Origin of the sequence: Pseudonocardia adelaidensis, assembly GCF_039543345.1 — a bacterium.
Lineage (GTDB): Bacteria > Actinomycetota > Actinomycetes > Mycobacteriales > Pseudonocardiaceae > Pseudonocardia > Pseudonocardia adelaidensis.
In genome coordinates this window covers 125,349-141,797 of the sequence record NZ_BAABJO010000010.1, presented here as the reverse complement: position 1 = coordinate 141,797, position 16,449 = coordinate 125,349, and the positions used below count along the sequence as shown (strand labels likewise).

16 protein-coding genes are annotated in these 16,449 nt (G+C 74.1%); 8 read left to right on the top strand and 8 right to left on the bottom strand.

The window, feature by feature from the left end; genetic code table 11:
* Window positions 1–39: 39 nt before the first annotated feature.
* Genes ABEA81_RS15645 through ABEA81_RS15635 form a run of 3 tightly spaced genes read right to left on the bottom strand, consistent with a single transcriptional unit; the run spans window position 40 to window position 3,499 of the window.
* Window positions 40–888, bottom strand: a complete 849-nt coding sequence (locus ABEA81_RS15645) for a MaoC/PaaZ C-terminal domain-containing protein (RefSeq protein ID WP_345605813.1) — start codon at window positions 886–888, stop codon at window positions 40–42.
* On the bottom strand, window positions 888–2,213 hold the full coding sequence (locus ABEA81_RS15640) for a 3-oxoacyl-ACP reductase (protein ID WP_345605812.1): 1,326 nt from the start codon (window positions 2,211–2,213) through the stop codon (window positions 888–890). Before ABEA81_RS15640 ends, ABEA81_RS15645 begins: the two co-directional genes overlap by 1 nt.
* Window positions 2,213–3,499, bottom strand: coding sequence for an acetyl-CoA C-acetyltransferase (locus tag ABEA81_RS15635; protein ID WP_345605811.1), 1,287 nt, complete (start codon window positions 3,497–3,499; stop codon window positions 2,213–2,215). The genes ABEA81_RS15640 and ABEA81_RS15635 overlap by 1 nt, the downstream gene beginning before the upstream one ends.
* A 57-nt stretch (window positions 3,500–3,556) precedes the next feature.
* Here ABEA81_RS15635 and ABEA81_RS15630 point away from each other — a divergent pair, with 57 nt between their 5' ends.
* The 3 genes from ABEA81_RS15630 to ABEA81_RS15620 are packed head-to-tail and all read left to right on the top strand — an operon-like array spanning window position 3,557 to window position 6,382.
* Window positions 3,557–4,186 carry a TetR family transcriptional regulator gene (locus ABEA81_RS15630; protein ID WP_345605810.1) on the top strand — a complete coding sequence of 210 codons (630 nt, stop codon included), beginning with the start codon at window positions 3,557–3,559 and terminating at the stop codon, window positions 4,184–4,186.
* Window positions 4,183–6,126 (top strand): acyl-CoA dehydrogenase family protein, encoded by a 1,944-nt coding sequence (locus tag ABEA81_RS15625; protein WP_345605809.1) that lies wholly within the window; start codon window positions 4,183–4,185, stop codon window positions 6,124–6,126. Before ABEA81_RS15630 ends, ABEA81_RS15625 begins: the two co-directional genes overlap by 4 nt.
* Before the next feature lie 46 nt (window positions 6,127–6,172).
* Complete coding sequence (locus ABEA81_RS15620) at window positions 6,173–6,382, top strand: hypothetical protein (protein ID WP_345605808.1); 210 nt, start codon at window positions 6,173–6,175, stop codon at window positions 6,380–6,382.
* A gap of 108 nt (window positions 6,383–6,490) precedes the next feature.
* Here ABEA81_RS15620 and ABEA81_RS15615 read toward each other — a convergent pair whose 3' ends face one another.
* A complete protein-coding gene (locus tag ABEA81_RS15615) occupies window positions 6,491–8,089 on the bottom strand; it encodes a fatty acyl-CoA synthetase (RefSeq protein ID WP_345605807.1) in 1,599 nt (532 codons plus the stop codon).
* A gap of 71 nt (window positions 8,090–8,160) precedes the next feature.
* Between ABEA81_RS15615 and ABEA81_RS15610 the strand changes: the two genes are divergently transcribed.
* Window positions 8,161–9,420: an amidase gene (locus ABEA81_RS15610; RefSeq protein WP_345605806.1), complete on the top strand. Its 1,260-nt coding sequence runs from the start codon at window positions 8,161–8,163 to the stop codon at window positions 9,418–9,420.
* Window positions 9,421–9,438: 18 nt separating this feature from the next.
* On the opposite strand, the gene ABEA81_RS15605 is transcribed toward ABEA81_RS15610, so the two are convergent.
* A complete protein-coding gene (locus tag ABEA81_RS15605) occupies window positions 9,439–10,332 on the bottom strand; it encodes an MOSC domain-containing protein (protein WP_345605805.1) in 894 nt (297 codons plus the stop codon).
* Window positions 10,333–10,353: 21 nt separating this feature from the next.
* Window positions 10,354–11,136: a type I methionyl aminopeptidase gene (gene map, locus ABEA81_RS15600; protein WP_345605804.1), complete on the bottom strand. Its 783-nt coding sequence runs from the start codon at window positions 11,134–11,136 to the stop codon at window positions 10,354–10,356.
* Between the two features lie 33 nt (window positions 11,137–11,169).
* Here map and ABEA81_RS15595 point away from each other — a divergent pair, with 33 nt between their 5' ends.
* Window positions 11,170–11,436 (top strand): helix-turn-helix domain-containing protein, encoded by a 267-nt coding sequence (locus ABEA81_RS15595; RefSeq protein WP_345605803.1) that lies wholly within the window; start codon window positions 11,170–11,172, stop codon window positions 11,434–11,436.
* 46 nt (window positions 11,437–11,482) lie between these two features.
* Window positions 11,483–12,463, top strand: coding sequence for a zinc-binding dehydrogenase (locus ABEA81_RS15590; RefSeq protein WP_345605802.1), 981 nt, complete (start codon window positions 11,483–11,485; stop codon window positions 12,461–12,463).
* A gap of 10 nt (window positions 12,464–12,473) precedes the next feature.
* On the opposite strand, the gene ABEA81_RS15585 is transcribed toward ABEA81_RS15590, so the two are convergent.
* Entirely contained in the window at window positions 12,474–13,637 is a 1,164-nt protein-coding gene (locus tag ABEA81_RS15585; protein WP_345605801.1) for a pyridoxal phosphate-dependent aminotransferase, read from the bottom strand.
* A gap of 43 nt (window positions 13,638–13,680) precedes the next feature.
* On the opposite strand from ABEA81_RS15585, the gene ABEA81_RS15580 reads away from it, so the two are divergent.
* Window positions 13,681–14,103: a pyridoxamine 5'-phosphate oxidase family protein gene (locus tag ABEA81_RS15580; protein WP_345605800.1), complete on the top strand. Its 423-nt coding sequence runs from the start codon at window positions 13,681–13,683 to the stop codon at window positions 14,101–14,103.
* A 3-nt stretch (window positions 14,104–14,106) separates the two neighbouring features.
* On the opposite strand, the gene ABEA81_RS15575 is transcribed toward ABEA81_RS15580, so the two are convergent.
* On the bottom strand, window positions 14,107–15,096 hold the full coding sequence (locus tag ABEA81_RS15575) for an alanine racemase (RefSeq protein ID WP_345605799.1): 990 nt from the start codon (window positions 15,094–15,096) through the stop codon (window positions 14,107–14,109).
* A gap of 71 nt (window positions 15,097–15,167) precedes the next feature.
* Between ABEA81_RS15575 and ABEA81_RS15570 the strand changes: the two genes are divergently transcribed.
* A complete protein-coding gene (locus ABEA81_RS15570; protein ID WP_345605798.1) occupies window positions 15,168–16,427 on the top strand; it encodes a Bcr/CflA family efflux MFS transporter in 1,260 nt (419 codons plus the stop codon).
* Window positions 16,428–16,449 lie beyond the last annotated feature (22 nt).

Below are 16,449 nucleotides of genomic sequence, written 5' to 3'. Positions count from 1 at the left end.
GACAGCCGCACGACGGACGAGCGGCCCGCCCGTCGGGGCCTAACCGACGAACACGTCGTTCGCCGGACCCGGGGGCCGGACGCTCGCCGTGAGGTGCGCGCCCTTGCGACCCCGGACCTCCAGGTTCCACCCGGCGCCGTCGGCCGCCGTGCACAGCTCCACCGTGGAGGGGAGCAGCAGCGGCTTGCCGAACACGACGTCGTAGGTGAGGGCGTCCGGGAGCCGGCCCTGGAGCGCCGCGATGGCCCGGGCCGCCGTCCACATGCCGTGGGCGATCGCCCGCGGGAACCCGAACGCCTTCGCCGTCCACGGGTGCAGGTGGATGGGGTTCACGTCGCCGCTGACGCGGGCGTACCGGCGGCCGGTGCCGGCGGCCACGCGCCAGGTGGCGACCGGCGCCGCGTCCCCGGTCCCGGGCGGCTCCGCGGGTCCGGGCGCGCCGCCGGGCGCGGTGGCGCCGCGGGCGAGGTAGGTGCTTCGGCCCACCCACACCACCTCGCCCGCGGCGTCGATCTCGGCGACGAGGTCGATCTGCGCCCCCTTCGGGTGCGCCCGGAGTCCCTCGGCGTGCACGTGCACCGCGAGCGGCTCGGCCGCGTCGATGGCCCGATGCACGGTGATCACGTTGCGGACGTGGACGAGCCCGGGCAGCGAGAGCGGGAACGACCGCCGCGCCATCAGCTCCACCTGCAGCGGGAACGCCAGCACGTGCGGGTACGTCGGTGGCAGCGCATCGCGTACGGGGAAGCCGCAGACACGGGTGTACTCCGCGAGGTGGTCGCGGTCGACGGTGACCGCCCTGCTCAGGGCGGTGCCGGGCAGCTCGTGCCCGCGGGGGCCGAGGGCGCCGATCGCGGCCTTGACGTACAGGGTGCCGAGGCCCGCCATCAGGCCCCCAGCATGTTCTGGCCGTCGACGCGCACCACCTGGCCGGTGACACCGGCCGACGCGGCCTGGCCGAGCCAGCCCACCGCCTCGGCGACGTCGACGGGCAGCCCGCCCTGGCGGAGACTGTTGACCCGCCGGCCGGCCTCCCGGGTGCCGAGCGGCATCCTGGCCGTCATCGCGGTCTCGATGAAGCCCGGCGCGATCGCGTTGATCGTGGCCCCGCGCTCGGCGAACCGCGGGGCGAGAGCGCGGACCATCCCGATCACGCCCGCCTTGCTCGCCGCGTAGTTCGTCTGCCCGCGGTTGCCGGCGATCCCGCTCATCGAGGAGATGCAGACGATCCGGGCGCTGCCGCCGATCAGCTCGCCGTCGGCCAGCAGCGCCTCGTTGATCGCCAGCTGCGAGCGCAGGTTCACCGCGAGGACGGCGTTCCAGCGGTCGGCGTCCATGTTGGCGAGCAGCTTGTCGCGGGTGATGCCGGCGTTGTGCACCACCACGTCGACGCGGCCGTGCCGCTCCCGCAGGTGCGCGAGCAGCCGTTCGGGCGCGTCGGGCGCCGTGATGTCGAGCTGCAGCGCGGTGCCGCCGGTGCGGTTGGCGACCCGGGCGAGCGCGTCGCCGGCCGCCGGGACGTCGACGGCGACGATCGTGGCGCCGTCGCGGTGGAGGGTGTCGGCGATGGCCTCGCCGATGCCGCGCGCCGCGCCCGTGACCACGGTGACCCGCCCGGCGAGCGGCCGCTCCGGGTCGCCCGGTCCGGCCGGCCCGACCGGCGCGGCGATCCGCACCACCTGCCCGGACACGAACGCCGAGCGGGCCGACAGGAAGAACCGCAGTGAGGAGGAGAGCGCGTCGGCACCGGCGCCGGGGGCCACGACGAGCAGGTTGGCCGTGGCGCCGGCCCGCACCTCCTTGCCCACCGAGCGGACCAGCCCCTCGAAGGCCTGCGCCACGGCCGCCGCCTCCGCGTCCTCGGTGGGCGCCACGGGGCCGAGCAGCAGCAACCGCCCGGACGGAGCGAGCCGACGCACCGCGGGCGTCAGGAACTCCCTCGCGGCGGCGAGGTCGTCGATGGTGCGCGCGCCGGTGGCGTCGAGGACGGCAGCAGCCACCTTCCCGTCCTCCCCCGCCTCGGCCACGCCCACATCGGCGAGCACGGCGCGGACGTCGTCGACGAGCCCGCCCTTGCCGACCGCCGCGACGAGCGCGGGCCCGTCGAGCAGCGGCTGCCCCGGTGCGTAGCGGCGCAGCACCGGGATCCGCGGCACACCCAGGCGCTGGACGAGCCGGTACTGCGACAGGTCGCGCAGCGTGTCGTTGGTCATCAGGCCGCCTCCAGGATCGCGACGACACCCTGCCCGCCCGCCGCGCAGATGCTGATCAGGCCGCTGGCGGGGGTGCCCTTCTCGTGCAGCAGCTTGGCGAGGGTCCCGACGATCCGCCCGCCGGTGGCCGCGAACGGGTGGCCGGTGGCGAGCGAGGAGCCCGCGACGTTCAGCTTCGACCGGTCGATCGACCCCAGCGGGGCGTCCAGGCCGAGCCGCTCCTTCGCGAACGCCGGGTCCTCCCACATCTTCAGGGTGGCCAGCACCGTGGACGCGAAGGCCTCGTGGATCTCGTAGAAGTCGAAGTCCTGCAGCGTGAGGCCGTTGCGCTCGAGCAGCCGCGGCACCGCGTACACGGGCGCGGTGAGCAGCCCGTCGTGGCCGTGGACGAAGTCGACGGCGGCGGTCTCGGCGTCGACCACGTGCGCGAGGACCGGCAGCCGGTGCTCGGCGGCCCACTCGTCGGTGCCGAGCAGCACCGCGGAGGCGCCGTCGGTGAGCGGGGTGGAGTTGCCTGCCGTCATCGTCGCCCCCTCGCCCTTGCCGAAGACCGGCTTCAGCTTCGCGAGCTTCTCCACCGACGTGTCGGGGCGCAGGTTCTGGTCGCGGGTGAGGCCGAGGTAGGGCGTGACCAGGTCGTCGAAGAAGCCGCGGTCGTAGGCGGCCGCGAGGTTGCGGTGGCTCGCCACGGTGAGCTCGTCCTGCTCGGCGCGCCCGATCTGCCACTCGAGCGCGGTGATCGCCGCGTGCTCGCCCATCGACAAACCGGTGCGCGGCTCGGCGTTGCGGGGGACCTCCGGCACGATCTGGCCGGGTCGCAGCCCGCGCAGGGCGCCGATCCGGGCGCCGAGCGTCTTCGCGGCGTTCAGCGCCATCAGCACGCGGCGCAGGTCGTCGTTCAGCGCGATCGGCGCATCGCTCGCGGTGTCGACGCCCGCGGCGACGGCGCTGTCCAACTGCCCCAGCGCGATCTTGTTGGCGACGAGGACCACGGTCTCCAGGCCGGTGCCGCACGCCTGCTGGACGTCGTAGGCGGGTGTGTACGGCGAGAGCGTGCTGCCGAGCACGGCCTCGCGCGTGAGGTCGCGGTCGCGGCTGTGCTTGAGCACCGCGCCCCCGGCCACCTCGCCGAGCCGCTGCCCGGCCAGCCCGAACCGGGCCGCTAGGCCGTCGAGCGTGGTGGTGAGCATGTCGAGGTTCGACGCGCGGGCGTACGCGCCGTTCGCGCGCGCGAACGGGATGCGGTTGCCGCCGATCACGGCGGCCTTCCTCCGGGTCTCCGGCATGTCGGTTCTCCTACCCACGAGTAGCCGGTACTCAAGGTACCCGGTACTGTCGGTGTCGTGCACTCGGTAGGGGATCGGCGCGCCAGCCGGTGGGACGCCCACCGGCGCACCCGGCGTGCCGAGCTCACCGACGCCGCGATCGCCGCGATCCGCGAGCACGGCGCAGGCGTCGGGATGGACGACGTCGCCGCGGCGGCACGCACGAGCAAGACCGCCGTCTACCGGCACTTCGCCGACCGCACGCAGCTGTACGTCGCCGTCTGCCACCGCGTGGCGCAGGTGCTGCTCGGGCAGGTTCGCGCGGCGATGGACGGCGCCTCGGGCCCGCGCGCGAAGACCGCCGCCGCGATCGCGGCGTACCTGAGGCTCATCGAGCACGACCCGCAGGTCTACCGGTTCGTGGTGCACCGGCCGCTGGCCGACGCCGACCTGGTCGCAGACCTCGTATCGCTGATCGGTGACCAGGTCGCGGACGTGATCGCCGAGCAGCTGCGGCTCGCCGGTGCCGACCCCGCGCCCGCGGTGCCGTGGGGCCACGGGGTGGTGGGGATGGTCCGCTCGGCGGCCGACAACTGGATAGCCCGTCCGGCGGGTATGACTAGGGACCAGCTGGCCGATCACCTGACCGCACTCGCCTGGGCGGGGCTGTCCGGGGTGGTCGCCCGCACCGAGGAGGAGACCCCATGACGGTCGATCGGCACGCGCTGCAGCGCGTCCTCGACGGGAGGTGGGTGCGGGTCCGCGACGAGATCCGCGCCCAGATGGACGAGCTGGCGTTCAACCCGGACCCGAACCTCTCCACGGATGAGTACCGGGCGCTCACCACCGAGAACCTGCACCTGCTCGCGCGCACCGGGCGTCCACGGCAGGGCTTCGACCCGGCGTACGGCGGAGAGGGCGACGTCGGCGGCGTGGTCACGGCGTTCGCGATGCTCGGCTTCGGCGACCTGTCGCTGCTGGTCAAGGCCGGCGTGCAGTGGGGACTGTTCGGCGGGGCCGTGCAGGTGCTCGGCACGTCACGTCACCATGACGAGTACCTGAAGCGGATCATGGACGGCGAGCTCCTCGGCTGCTTCGCGATGACCGAGACCGGCCACGGCTCCGACGTGCAGCACCTGCGCACCACGGCCACGTACGACCCGGCCACGTGTGAGTTCGTGATCCACACGCCGGACGCGGGAGCGCGCAAGGACTACATCGGCAACGCCGCGCGGGACGGGCGGATGGCCGTGGTCTTCGCGCAGCTGGTCACCGGCGGCCGGTCGTACGGCGTGCACGCGCTGCTCGTCCCGATCCGGGACGAGAGCGGCGCCGCGATGCCGGGCGTGACGATCGGCGACTGCGGGCGCAAGGCCGGCCTCAACGGCGTCGACAACGGGCGGCTGACCTTCGACCACGTGCGCGTACCGCGGGAGGCGCTGCTCAACCGGTTCGGCGAGGTCGCCGAGGACGGCACCTACACCAGCTCGATCGCGAACGAGACCCGCCGGTTCTTCACGATGCTCGGCACGCTCGTGCGCGGCCGGATCAGCGTGGCGGGCGGCGCCGTCACCGCCACGCAGAAGGCGCTCGCGCTCGCGATCCGCTACGGCGACACCCGCAGGCAGTTCGCGGACCCGGCCACCGGTGAGGAGGTCGTCGTCCTCGACTACCTCGTGCACCAGCGCAAGCTGCTGCCCGCGCTCGCCACCACCTACGCCCTCCACTTCGCGCAGAGCGACCTGGTGTCGGACATGCACGACCTCCAGGCCCCGGGCGCCGAGGGCGACGAGCGGCGCCAGCGCGAGCTGGAGACGCGGGCCGCCGGGATCAAGGCCGTCGGCACGTGGCACGCCACCGCCACGATCCAGACCTGCCGCGAGGCGTGCGGCGGCGCCGGCTACCTCGCCGAGAACCTGCTGCCGACGCTCAAGGCCGACACGGACGTCTTCACGACGTTCGAGGGCGACAACACGGTGCTGCTGCAGCTGGTCGCGAAGACGCTGCTCTCGGACTACGCGCGTCGCCTCGGCCGCCTCGACCTGGCCGGCAAGGCGCGCTTCGCCGCCGACGTGGTCGGCGGCATGGTCGCCGAGCGCACCGGCGTGCGCGCGCTCGTGCACCGCGGCGACGTACGGGACCGCGACTACCAGCGGTGGCTGCTCGTCGAGCGCGAGCAGCACCTGCTGGCGAACGCGGCGCAACGCATGCGCAAAGCACTCGCGCCCGGCGCCGACCAGTTCGGGATCTTCAACGGCGCCCAGGACCACCTGCTCGTCGCCGCACGGGCCCACGTCGACCGGATCGTGTTCGACGCCTTCGCCGCCGCCGTCGACCGGATCGAGGACGCTCCGGTGCGCGCGTTGCTCGCCGACGTCCTCGACCTCTACGCGCTCACCGTGATCGAGGGCGACCGCGCGTTCTTCATCGAGCACGCCTACCTGACGCCGGCCCGGGCCAAGGCCGTCACGCAGGCGGTCAACGGGCTCTGCGGGCGGCTGCGCCCCCATGCCCGCACCCTCGTCGACGGTTTCGGCATCCCGGAGCCGTGGCTCGCCTGCCCGCTGCTGGACGGCGAGCGCGAGACCGCCGTCCCCGCCCAGGCGCTGACCGAGGACGAGCCGACCGGTCTGGCTTCAGTGGGCTGAGGCGGGTGCCCGCTCGGCACGGGCCCGCTGCACGTCGGGGACGTGGGTGTCGATCGGCGGCGATCGCGGCTTCGGCGGCGGTCACCGACCTGGGGATGTCCACGGCGACCACGCGCCGCATCTCCTCCTCGGGATCGTCGGAACCCAGGGTGAGGATCTCGCCGGTCTCGAGGAGGAGATGGGCTGCACGCTGCTTCTCGAGGTGGGAGACGGTCCGCTCGACGCATGCGTCGAATGCATCCGGAGATGCACGTGATCGGCGGAGGAAGGCTCTCCTCCGTCGGCAGCGCGCCAGCGGGTAGAGGTAGGACCGGTTCGCCACTTCGCGATCGTCGCATCGAGCCGCGCCGGCCGCCCGCAGCGGTCAGGCTTCGTCCCGGACGGCGAGCTTCGCGTGCCGCGCCCGCAGCTCGCGCTTGAGGATCTTGCCGCTGGGGTTCTTGGGCAGCGCGTCGGCGAACACCACGTACTTCGGGCACTTGTAGCCGGCCAGGTGCTGCCGGGCGTGTGCGAGCACGGCGTCGGCGGTCAGGGCGGCATCCGGCTTCGGGACGACGACCGCGGTGACCGCCTCGATCCAGTGCGGGTGGCTGATCCCGAACACCGCCACCTCGGCGACGCCGTCGAGGAGGTAGATCGCCTCCTCGACCTCGCGGCTGGCCACGTTCTCCCCGCCGGTCTTGATCATGTCCTTCTTGCGGTCGACCACCGAGAGGTAGCCGTCGGAGTCCATGATCCCGAGGTCACCGGAGTGGAACCAGCCGCCGCGGAACGCCTCGGCGGTCTTCTCCTCGTCGGCGTAGTAGCCGAGTGCGGCGTGCGGGCTGCGGTGCACGATCTCGCCGATCTCGCCGGGCGGCACCGGGTCGCCCAGCTCGTCGACCAGCATCGTCTCGACGTTGACGGCGGCGCGGCCCGCCGAACCGGCCTTCGGCAGCTGCTCGTGCGGGCGCAGGATCGTGGCGAGCGGGGCCATCTCGGTCTGGCCGTAGAAGTTCCAGAACTCGACGTCGGGCAGCCTGCGCTGCAGCTCCTTGAGCACCTCCACCGGCATCGCGGAGGCGCCGTAGTAGCCCTTGCGCAGGCTCGACAGGTCCCGCGTGTCGAATTCGGGGTGGCGCAGCAGGGAGATCCACACCGTGGGCGGGCAGAACAGCTTCGTGGCCCGCTCGGCCTCGATCGAGGCGAGCAGCGCGGCCGGGTCCGGCCCGGGCAGGATCACGCTGGTGGCACCCAGGTAGACGTCCACGGAGAAGAAGCAGTCCAGCTGCGCGCAGTGGTACATCGGCAGCGAGTGCACCTCGACGTCGTCGACGCCCATCCCGCCGTCGATCACGCACGAGACGTACTGGGCGATCAACGACCGGCTCGACAGCATCACGCCCTTCGGCCGCGACTCGGTGCCGGAGGTGTACATCAGCCGGAGCGGGTCGTCGTCGGCGACGGCCACCTCGGGGTCGTGCTCCGGCCCGGCGGTCCACCAGTCCGCGACGTCCTCCCAGCCGTCGGCGGCCCCGCCGATGCGGCCCCGCACGCCCCCGGCCAGCCCCGCCTCCGCCAGCGCCGCGGCGGCGGTCCCGGTGAGCACGTCCTGCGCCACCATCCCGCCTGCCCCGGAGTGGCGGAGGATGAAGGCGATCTCCGACGCGCCGAGCATGAAGTTCACGGGCACCAGTACCACGCCCAGCTTCGCGGTGGCGAACGCGATCACCGCGTACTCCCAGCAGTTGCGCGACAGCAGTGCCAGCCGGTCGCCCTTCGTCACCCCGCGGGCGGCGAGCGCGTTGGCCGCCCGGTTCACCGACCGGTCGAACTCCGCGTACGTGAAGCGCTGCTCGCCGGACACGACCGCCAGCTTGTCCGGGTACCGCAACGCGGTGCGCCGCAGCAGGTCGCCGACCCCGTGCTGGCGGGCGCGGGCGATGGCGGCGGCGGTGTCGGCCGTGAAGGCGGTGTCGGGCATGTCCGGATTCTGCCGGGCCGGCCCAGGCGGCGCACCTGTCCCATCACCGGTGCACGCTCTACGGTCAGGACGTGCCCACGATCGTCGACCCGATAGCCAACGCCGACGCCGACCTGCACGCCTTCGTCGACGAGCCCGGCCGTGCCGAGCGGGTCGCCGCCGACATCGCCGAGGTCGCCCGCCGCTGGCCCGACCCCGAGCACCGCCCCCCGCTCCACGGGGTCCCGGTCGGTGTGAAGGACGTGTACCGGGTCGACGGGCTGCCCACCCGGGCGGGCTCCACGCTCCCGGTGGAGCTCCTCGCCGGGCCCGAGGCCACCGCGGTCACCCGGCTGCGCGCGGCCGGCGCGGTGGTGGCCGGCAAGACCGTCACCACCGAGTTCGCGTACTTCGCGCCCGGACCCACCCGCAACCCGCACCACCCCGAGCACACGCCGGGCGGGTCGAGCAGCGGGTCGGCGGCCGCGGTGGCCGCCGGGCTCGTCCCGCTCGCACTGGGCACGCAGACGGTGGGCTCCGTCATCCGCCCGGCCGCCTACTGCGGGTGCATCGGGTTCAAGCCGTCGTACGGCCGCGTGCCCTGCGACGGGATGATCCCGAACGCGCCGACGTTCGACACCGTCGGCCTGTTCGCCGCCGACCTGTCCCTCGCGACGGCAGCGGCCGCGGCTCTCGTCGACGGGTGGGCGGCCGCCCCGGCCGGGAACCGCCCGGTGCTCGGGGTGCCGGCAGGTCCCTACCTCGACCAGGCCGACCCCGGCGCGGGCGCCGAGTTCACCACCCAGGTCACGGCGTTGCGCGCGGCGGGTTACGACGTGCGCCAGGTCGCGGCACTCGACGACATCGCGCAGGTCAACCGGCGCCACGCCGTGGTCAACGTCGTCGAGCTGGCCCGCACCCACGAGCCGTGGTTCGACCGGTACGCCGATCGCTACCGCCCGCAGACCGCCGCGGCCATCCGCGAGGGCCGCTCGGTCGAGGCCGCGACCTACTCCGCGGCGCTCGACGGCGTGCACGCCTTCCGGCGCACACTCCCCCAGCGGATGGCCGACGCGGGCATCGACGTCTGGATCTGCCCGTCGGCCACCGGTCCGGCCCCGCGCGGGCTGGACACCACGGGCAGCCCGACGATGAGCGTGCCGTGGACCCAGGCGGGCGTCCCGGCGCTCTCGCTCCCCGCGGGCACGGTGGCGCGCGAGCCGGGCGGGCCGGCGCTCCCGGTGGGCCTGCAGTGCGTGGCCCGGCCCGGGGCGGACGAGCAGCTGCTCGCGTGGGCGGAGGGCATCGCGGAGGCGCTACGCGGAGCGAGCGCCACGCCCGCTCGCACCTAGTGCCCCAGCAGTGCCCCGCTAGTGTCCCGAGGGCTCCGCATCCCGGAGCTCGTACGCCTCGCCCACCGCCAGCTCGCCCGAGCCGGTGACGTCCGCATAGACGCCGGCGCACGCCCACGTCCCCATCCCGTGGATGAGCACGCGGTTGTGCTTGGCGACGGTGCGGAGCGTGTCGGCGTCGCGGGGCAGGTCGCCCTGGGGAAGCGTGGTCATGACGCAGCGCATCGTCGGGATCGAGGCCGCGACCGTCGCACCGCCTTCGAACGCGATCGCCCGCCCGGGCCACGCGTTCTCCACGAAACCCTCGCCCTCCCCGTCGAGCAGGACGTTGGGGCGGTAGCGCCGCTCGTCGAAGGTGGCACCCGGCGCGAGCTCGCGCAGCCTGCGCAGCGTCGCCGTGGTGAGCAGGTGCAGCACCGCGAGGTCGAAGAACGCCGGGTGGGGTGACATCGCGGCGAGGTCGAACCGGCTCACCCGCTCCCCGGTGTCCTCGTCGCGCACGCGGGTGGCAGCGATGACCGCCTCGGGGGCGAGCCCGTCGATCTCCGGCCACACCTCCTCGAACCCCGCGCCATCCGGCGGGGAGGCCACCAGCCGGACCTCGCGGCCGACGGCTGCGCTCAGCGCGGCGTCGATGTCCGGGTCGCCGCTGTGGTGCACCGAGCCGTCGGGGAACGTGATCTCGACGGGCGGAGGGGAGGCGCGCTCCGGATCGCCGGCGCAGCGGGCCGAGAAGCCGAGCAGCCCGCCCCAGAGGCGCGGCACCTTCGCGCTGGCCACGGTGCCGGTCTCGACGTCGACGAGGGCGTAGGCGCGGTCGCCGACCACCCCGCGCTCGTCGATCCGGCAACGCTCGAGCGACTCGCCGAGCATCGACTTGACCGGGTAGCGGAACAGCGCCGTGACAGCCATCCCTGATTTCTAGCGGGGACGTCAAGACGTGGGGCGGCCCGCGGTGAGGACGCGCGGGCCACCCTCGGTGATCGCGATCGTGTGCTCGGCGTGGGCGGCGCGGCTGCCGTCGGAGGTGCGGATCGTCCAGCCGTCGCGGTCGTGGCGGTAGGTGTCGGCGCCGCCGGCCTGGAGCATCGGTTCGAGCGCGATCACCAGGCCGGGGCGCAGCGGCAGCCCGCGCCCGGGCCTGCCCTCGTTGGCCACGCTCGGGGACTCGTGCATGAAGCGCCCCACGCCGTGCCCGCCGTGGTCGTCCAGCAGGCCGTACCCGCCGGCGCGGGCGACGGTGCCGATGGCGTGCGCGATGTCGCCGAGCCGCGCACCGGCGACCGCCGCCGCGACGCCCGCGGCCAGCGCGCGCTCGGCGGTCTCGATCATGGCGGCGTCCCGCGGGTCCCCGGTGCCGCCGACGAGCGTGCTGAACGCGGCGTCGGCACACCAGCCGTCCAGGTGCACGGCCAGGTCGACGCTCAGGACGTCGCCGCTGCGCAGCCGCTCGCGCCCGGGGATGCCGTGCACGACGGCGTCGTTGATGCTCGCGCAGATCACCCCCGGGTACGGAACCGGAGCCCACGAGGGGTGGTAGCCGAGGAAGCTGGGACGCGCCCCGGCGCCCGTGATCAGGTCGGCGGCCAGCGCGTCCAACTCGCCCGTGGTGACGCCCGGGGCGACCTCGGCGCGCACGGCGGTCAGCACGTCGGCGACGATCTTGCCGGCGGCCTCGCACGCGTCCACCTCGGAGGCGGTCTTCAGCTCGATCACGCTGATAACTATACCGGTATTAGTATTGGGCCCATGGTGCGCGTCCCGCTGACCCCGGCCGACCGCGAGCGCGGCGAGCGACTCGGCACGCTCCTGCGCGACGCCCGTGGCGACCGCAGCCTGGTGGACGTGGCCGCGGCGGCCGGCATCTCGGCCGAGACGCTGCGCAAGATCGAGACGGGGCGCATCCCGACACCGGCGTTCTTCACGGTCGCCGCGCTCGCGGACGCGCTCGGGCTGTCCCTGGACACGATCGCGAGCGTCACCACACCCGCCTCAGCACCCTTGACCTCCACCTGACTTCAGCTCCGATGCTCGCTTCCGACGATGTGAGGAGCGTGGAGTCGTGCAGCAGGTCGTGGTGGAGCGGTTCGGCGGGCCGGAGGTCCTGGTCCCCGCGGAGGCACCGGATCCGGTGGCCGGGCCGGGCGAGGTGGTCGTCGCCGTGCGCGCGGCGGACGTCCTCTGGGTCGAGACGATGATCCGGCGCGGGGACGGGCCCGAATGGCCCGTGACGCCGCCCTACGTGCCGGGCAACGCGGTGGTCGGGCATGTGCTGAGCGTCGGGGACGGCGTCGATCCGGGTTGGGTCGGCCGGGCCGTCGCCGCCGGGACCGGCGGCACGGGCGGCTACGCCGAGCGGGCAGTGGTGCCTGCGACCGCGCTCACCCCGGTGCCCGACGGGCTCGCCCTCGAGGACGCGGCCGCCCTCCTGCACGACGGCGTCACGGCGCTCTCGCTGTTCGAGACGGCCCGGATCACCGGTGACGACACCGTGCTGGTGGTCGGTGCGAGCGGCGGGCTCGGCATCCTCTCGGTGCAGCTGGCGAAGGCCGCGGGTGCCCGGGTGGTCACCGTGGCCCGGGACGGGCGGAAGCTCGCCCTGATCCGGACCCTCGGTGCGGACGCCGTGATCGACTCCGAGGCGCCGGGCTGGGCGGAGGAGGCGCGCGCGGCCCTCGGCGGCGCGGGTGCGACCGTGGTGCTGGACAACGTGGGCGGGGACGTCGGCGAGGCGGCGTTCGCGCTGGCCGCACCCGGGGGCCGGTTCTCCGCGCACGGCACGCCGAGCGGCCGGTTCGCCCGGATCGACCGGGCCGAGGCGGACCGCGCGGGCATCACCCTCACCGGCATCCGCGAGGTGCAGCTCAGCCCGGAGGAGCGCCTCCGCCTCACGGAGCGCGCGCTGGCCGAGGCCGCGGCCGGGCGGATCCACCCGCTGATCGGGCAGACCTACCGGCTCGCCCGGGCCGCGGACGCCCACGCGGGCATCGAGGCTCGCACGGTGTTCGGCAAGACACTGTTGCTCGTGCCGCCCGCGGCGTGACCCGCGACCCTCAGCCCGCCGCCGCCCGCAGCGCCACCAGCCGCGACGCCGCCTCCGCGAGCACCTCGTCGCGCTTGCAGAAGGCGAAGCGGACGAGCGAGCGCCCCAGCTCAGGGTCGGCGCAGAACACCGACACCGGCACCGCGGCCACCCCGACCCTCTCCGGAAGGCTCCAGCAGAACTCGGCGCCGTCGGTGCAGCCCAGCGGCGTGACGTCGGTGACCACGAAGTAGGTGCCGGCCGTGTCGAACACGGTGAGACCGGCCTCGCGCAGCCCGGTGGACAACAGGTCGCGCTTGCGCTGCAGGTCGCCCGCCAGCTGCGCGTAGAAGGAGTCGGGCAGGTCGAGGGCCGTCGCGATCGCGGGCTGGAACGGCGCACCGCTGACGTAGGTGAGGAACTGCTTGACCGCGCGCACGGCCGCGACGAGCTCGGCGGGCCCGTGCACCCAGCCGACCTTCCAGCCCGTCACCGAGAACGTCTTGCCCACCGAGGAGATCGTGAGCGTCCGCTCGGCCATCCCGGGCAGCGTCGCCATCGGGACGTGCGGGCGCCCGTCGTAGATCATGTGCTCGTACACCTCGTCGGTGACGACCACGGCGTCGTACTCGGCCGCCAGCTCGCCGATCAGCGTGAGCTGCTCGCGGTCGAAGACCGTGCCGGTCGGGTTGTGCGGGGTGTTGACCAGCACCACGCGGGTGCGGGCCGAGAACGCGGACCGCAGCTCGTCCGGGTCGAAGGCGAACGACGTCCCGCTCGGGCGCAGCGGGACCGGCCGGATCGCCGCGCCCGCGAGCGCGATCGTGGCCGCGTAGGAGTCGTAGTACGGCTGGAACGTCACGACCTCGTCGCCCGGCTCGCACAGCGCCAGCACGGCGGAGGCGATCGCCTCGGTGGCCCCGGTGGTGACGAGCACGGCGTCCGGGTCCACGTCGAGCCCGTAGAAGCGGCGCTGGTGCTCGGCCACGGCGGTGCGCAGCTCGGGCACCCCGATCCCGGGCGGGTACTGGTTGATCCCGGCCTTGATGTTCGCGGCGGCGTCCTCGAGCAGGGAGGCGGGGCCGTCGGTGTCGGGGAAGCCCTGGCCGAGGTTGATCGCGCCGGTCCGCAGTGCGAGCGCGGACATCTCGGCGAAGATCGTGGAGGTGTGGGCGCGCATGCGTTCGACGAGCATGGGTGCACCGTACGTTGTCGGACGGCGCTCCTACCCTGCGCGCATGCCGATGCCCGAGCGCGAACGCCAGGAGTTCTTCGCCGAGCCGCACGTCGCGGCGCTGTCCGTCGACGCGGGTCCGCACCGCGCCCCGCTGGTCGTGCCGATCTGGTACCAGTACGAGCCGGGCGGCGACATCTGGTTCCACACCTCGGTCGGCTCGCGCAAGGCGAAGCTGATCGACGCCGCCGGGCGCGTCTCGCTGATGGTCGACGAGGCCGGGGCCCGCGTCCGCTACGTGTCGGTGGAGGGCCCGGTCGTGCGCACGGAGCCCGGCACCTACGAGGACGTCCGCGCGATGACGGTCCGCTACCTGCCGGCCGACCGGGTGGAGCCCTACCTCGAGATGGCCATGGCCGAGCACGGCGAGCAGGTCGTCTACCACGTCCGGCCGGAGCGGTGGCTCTCCGCCGACCTCACGGGCTGACGGTCACCAGCCGCGCATGTCCACCGGCCACGTCTCCAGCACGGCATCCCCGTCCACCAGGTGCATCCGCTCGTGCAGGGCGACGGTCGGGTCGACGTGGGCGGGGAGCACGCGCACCCGGGCGCCCACGCGCACGGGATCCCGCGGGACGAACGTCGTGTGCTCGTCGGAGCAGAACCGCACCTCGGCGCCCTCGATCGTCGGCAGGCCGTGGTCCATGGCGAGCGACTTGAGGCCGACGTCCAGCACGGCGTGGTCCGGGGCCACCGAGATCACGGTGCCCAGCACCGACAGCGCCTGGCCGAACGGGTGGCCGATCCCGGCGTAGGCCGTGTCCATCAGCGCGTACGAGCCGGCCTGGATCTCGGTGGCCCAGGTGTTGTCGAGGTAGGTTCCGGTGCCGCCGGCGCTGATGACCGCGCCGCCGACGTCCCCCGCAGCGCGCACGAGGAGCTCCATCGCGTCGCGGGTCAACCGCCCGCGGTCCGGGGCGGGCACGAGCATCAGGTGCCCCTCGTAGCCCATCACGCCGCGGACGTGCAGGCCGGCGGCGCGGGCGGCGTCGGCCAGGTCACCGGCCTTCTCGGGTGGGCAGCCGCACCGGGCCAACCCGACGTTGACGTCGACGAGCACCTCGCGGACCCCGCCCGCGGCGGCCGCGGCGATCGTCTCCGCGGAGTCGACCGCCACCGTCACCCGCGCCCCGCCCGTCACCAGCGCGCCGAGGCGCCTGGTGTCCAGCACCTCGTTGGCGAGCAGCAGGTCCGCCCCGAGGCCCGCCGCCGCCATCACCTCGCACTCGCGCACGGTCGCGCACGTGAACCCGGTATGCCCGTGCGCCGCCTGCCGCCGGGCGAGCGCCGTGGTCTTGTGGGCCTTGACGTGCGGGCGCAGCCGCGGGCCGGGCAGGGCGGCGCTCATCGTCGCGAGGTTGGCGTCGAGGACGTCGCGGTCGACGAGCAGGGCGGGCGTGGTGAGGTCGGAGATCAGCACGGAGCCAGTGTCGTGCCCCACAGAGGTCGGCGGACCGGAATGCCGGGGCGTCGTTCCTTCTTGATCGATCAGTGACGCTGACTCCCGCCCGTGTCCCAGAGGCCGTACCGGACACCCGGGGGGACCGCCTCCGGCTCGTCCTGACGCTCGGCGCGTTCACCGCGCTGGGCCCGCTCACGATCGACATGTACCTCCCGGCGCTCCCGACGATCACGGGAGAGCTGCTCAGCAACGCCGCCTCCGTGCAGCTGACGCTCACCGGAACCCTGCTCGGACTCGGCCTCGGGCAGCTGGTCGTGGGCCCGTTCTCCGACCGGTTCGGGCGCAGGCGGCCCCTGCTCGCCGGCGTCGCCCTGCACGTGATCGCCTCGCTGCTGCTCATCGTGGCGCCGAACGTGGCGGTGCTCGGTGTGCTGCGCGTGCTGCAGGGCCTCGGGGCCGCGGCCGGCGCGGTGACCGCGATGGCGATCGTGCGGGACCTCTATACCGGACGTGCGGCCGCCACGCTGCTGTCGCGGCTGATCCTCGTGATGGGCGCGGCCCCGGTGCTCGCGCCGTCGCTCGGGGCGTGGATCCTCGCGTTCACGTCGTGGCGCGGCGTGTTCGCCGTGCTCGCGCTCTACGGCCTGCTGCTCCTGCCCGTGGCCGCCCGCGTGCTGCCCGAGACGCTGCCCCCGCACCGCCGCGTCACGTCCGGGGTGGTGGGCACGCTGCGCACCTACCGCGGGCTGCTGCGCGACCGCGCCTTCGTCGGGCTGGTGCTGGTCGCAGGCCTGGCGATGTCGGCCGTGATGAGCTACGTCTCGGGCGCGTCGTTCGTGTTCCAGGAGCAGTTCGGGCTGAACCAGCAGCAGTTCGGCCTCGCGTTCTCCAGCGGCGCGATCTGGCTGATCCTCGCCAGCCAGCTCAACCCCGTGCTCCTGCGCCGCTTCGAGCCGCAGCAGCTCCTGCTCGGCGCCATCGCCATCGCCGCGACGGCGAGCCTGCTGCTGGTCACCGTCGTCGCCTCGGGTGTGGGCGGGCTGCTCGGCGTGCTCGTCCCGCTCTGGCTGGTGCTGCTGGCCGTCGGGTTCGGGCTGCCGAACGCGCCTGCCGTCGCGCTCTCGCGGCACGGCGAGACCGCCGGCACCGCGGCCGCGCTGCTCGGCGCGACCCAGTTCGGCGTCGGCGCCCTGATCTCGCCGCTCGTCGGCGTGCTGGGCAACGACGCGCTGGCCATGAGCACGACGATCGCGAGCGGGCTGCTCGCGTCGCTGACCGTGCTCGTGCTGGTCGTGCGGCCGTGGCGGCTGGCCGGCGCCGAGCCGGAGCCCGTGGCCGCCGCAGCCTGAGGTCGTGGGTGGATACGGGTGC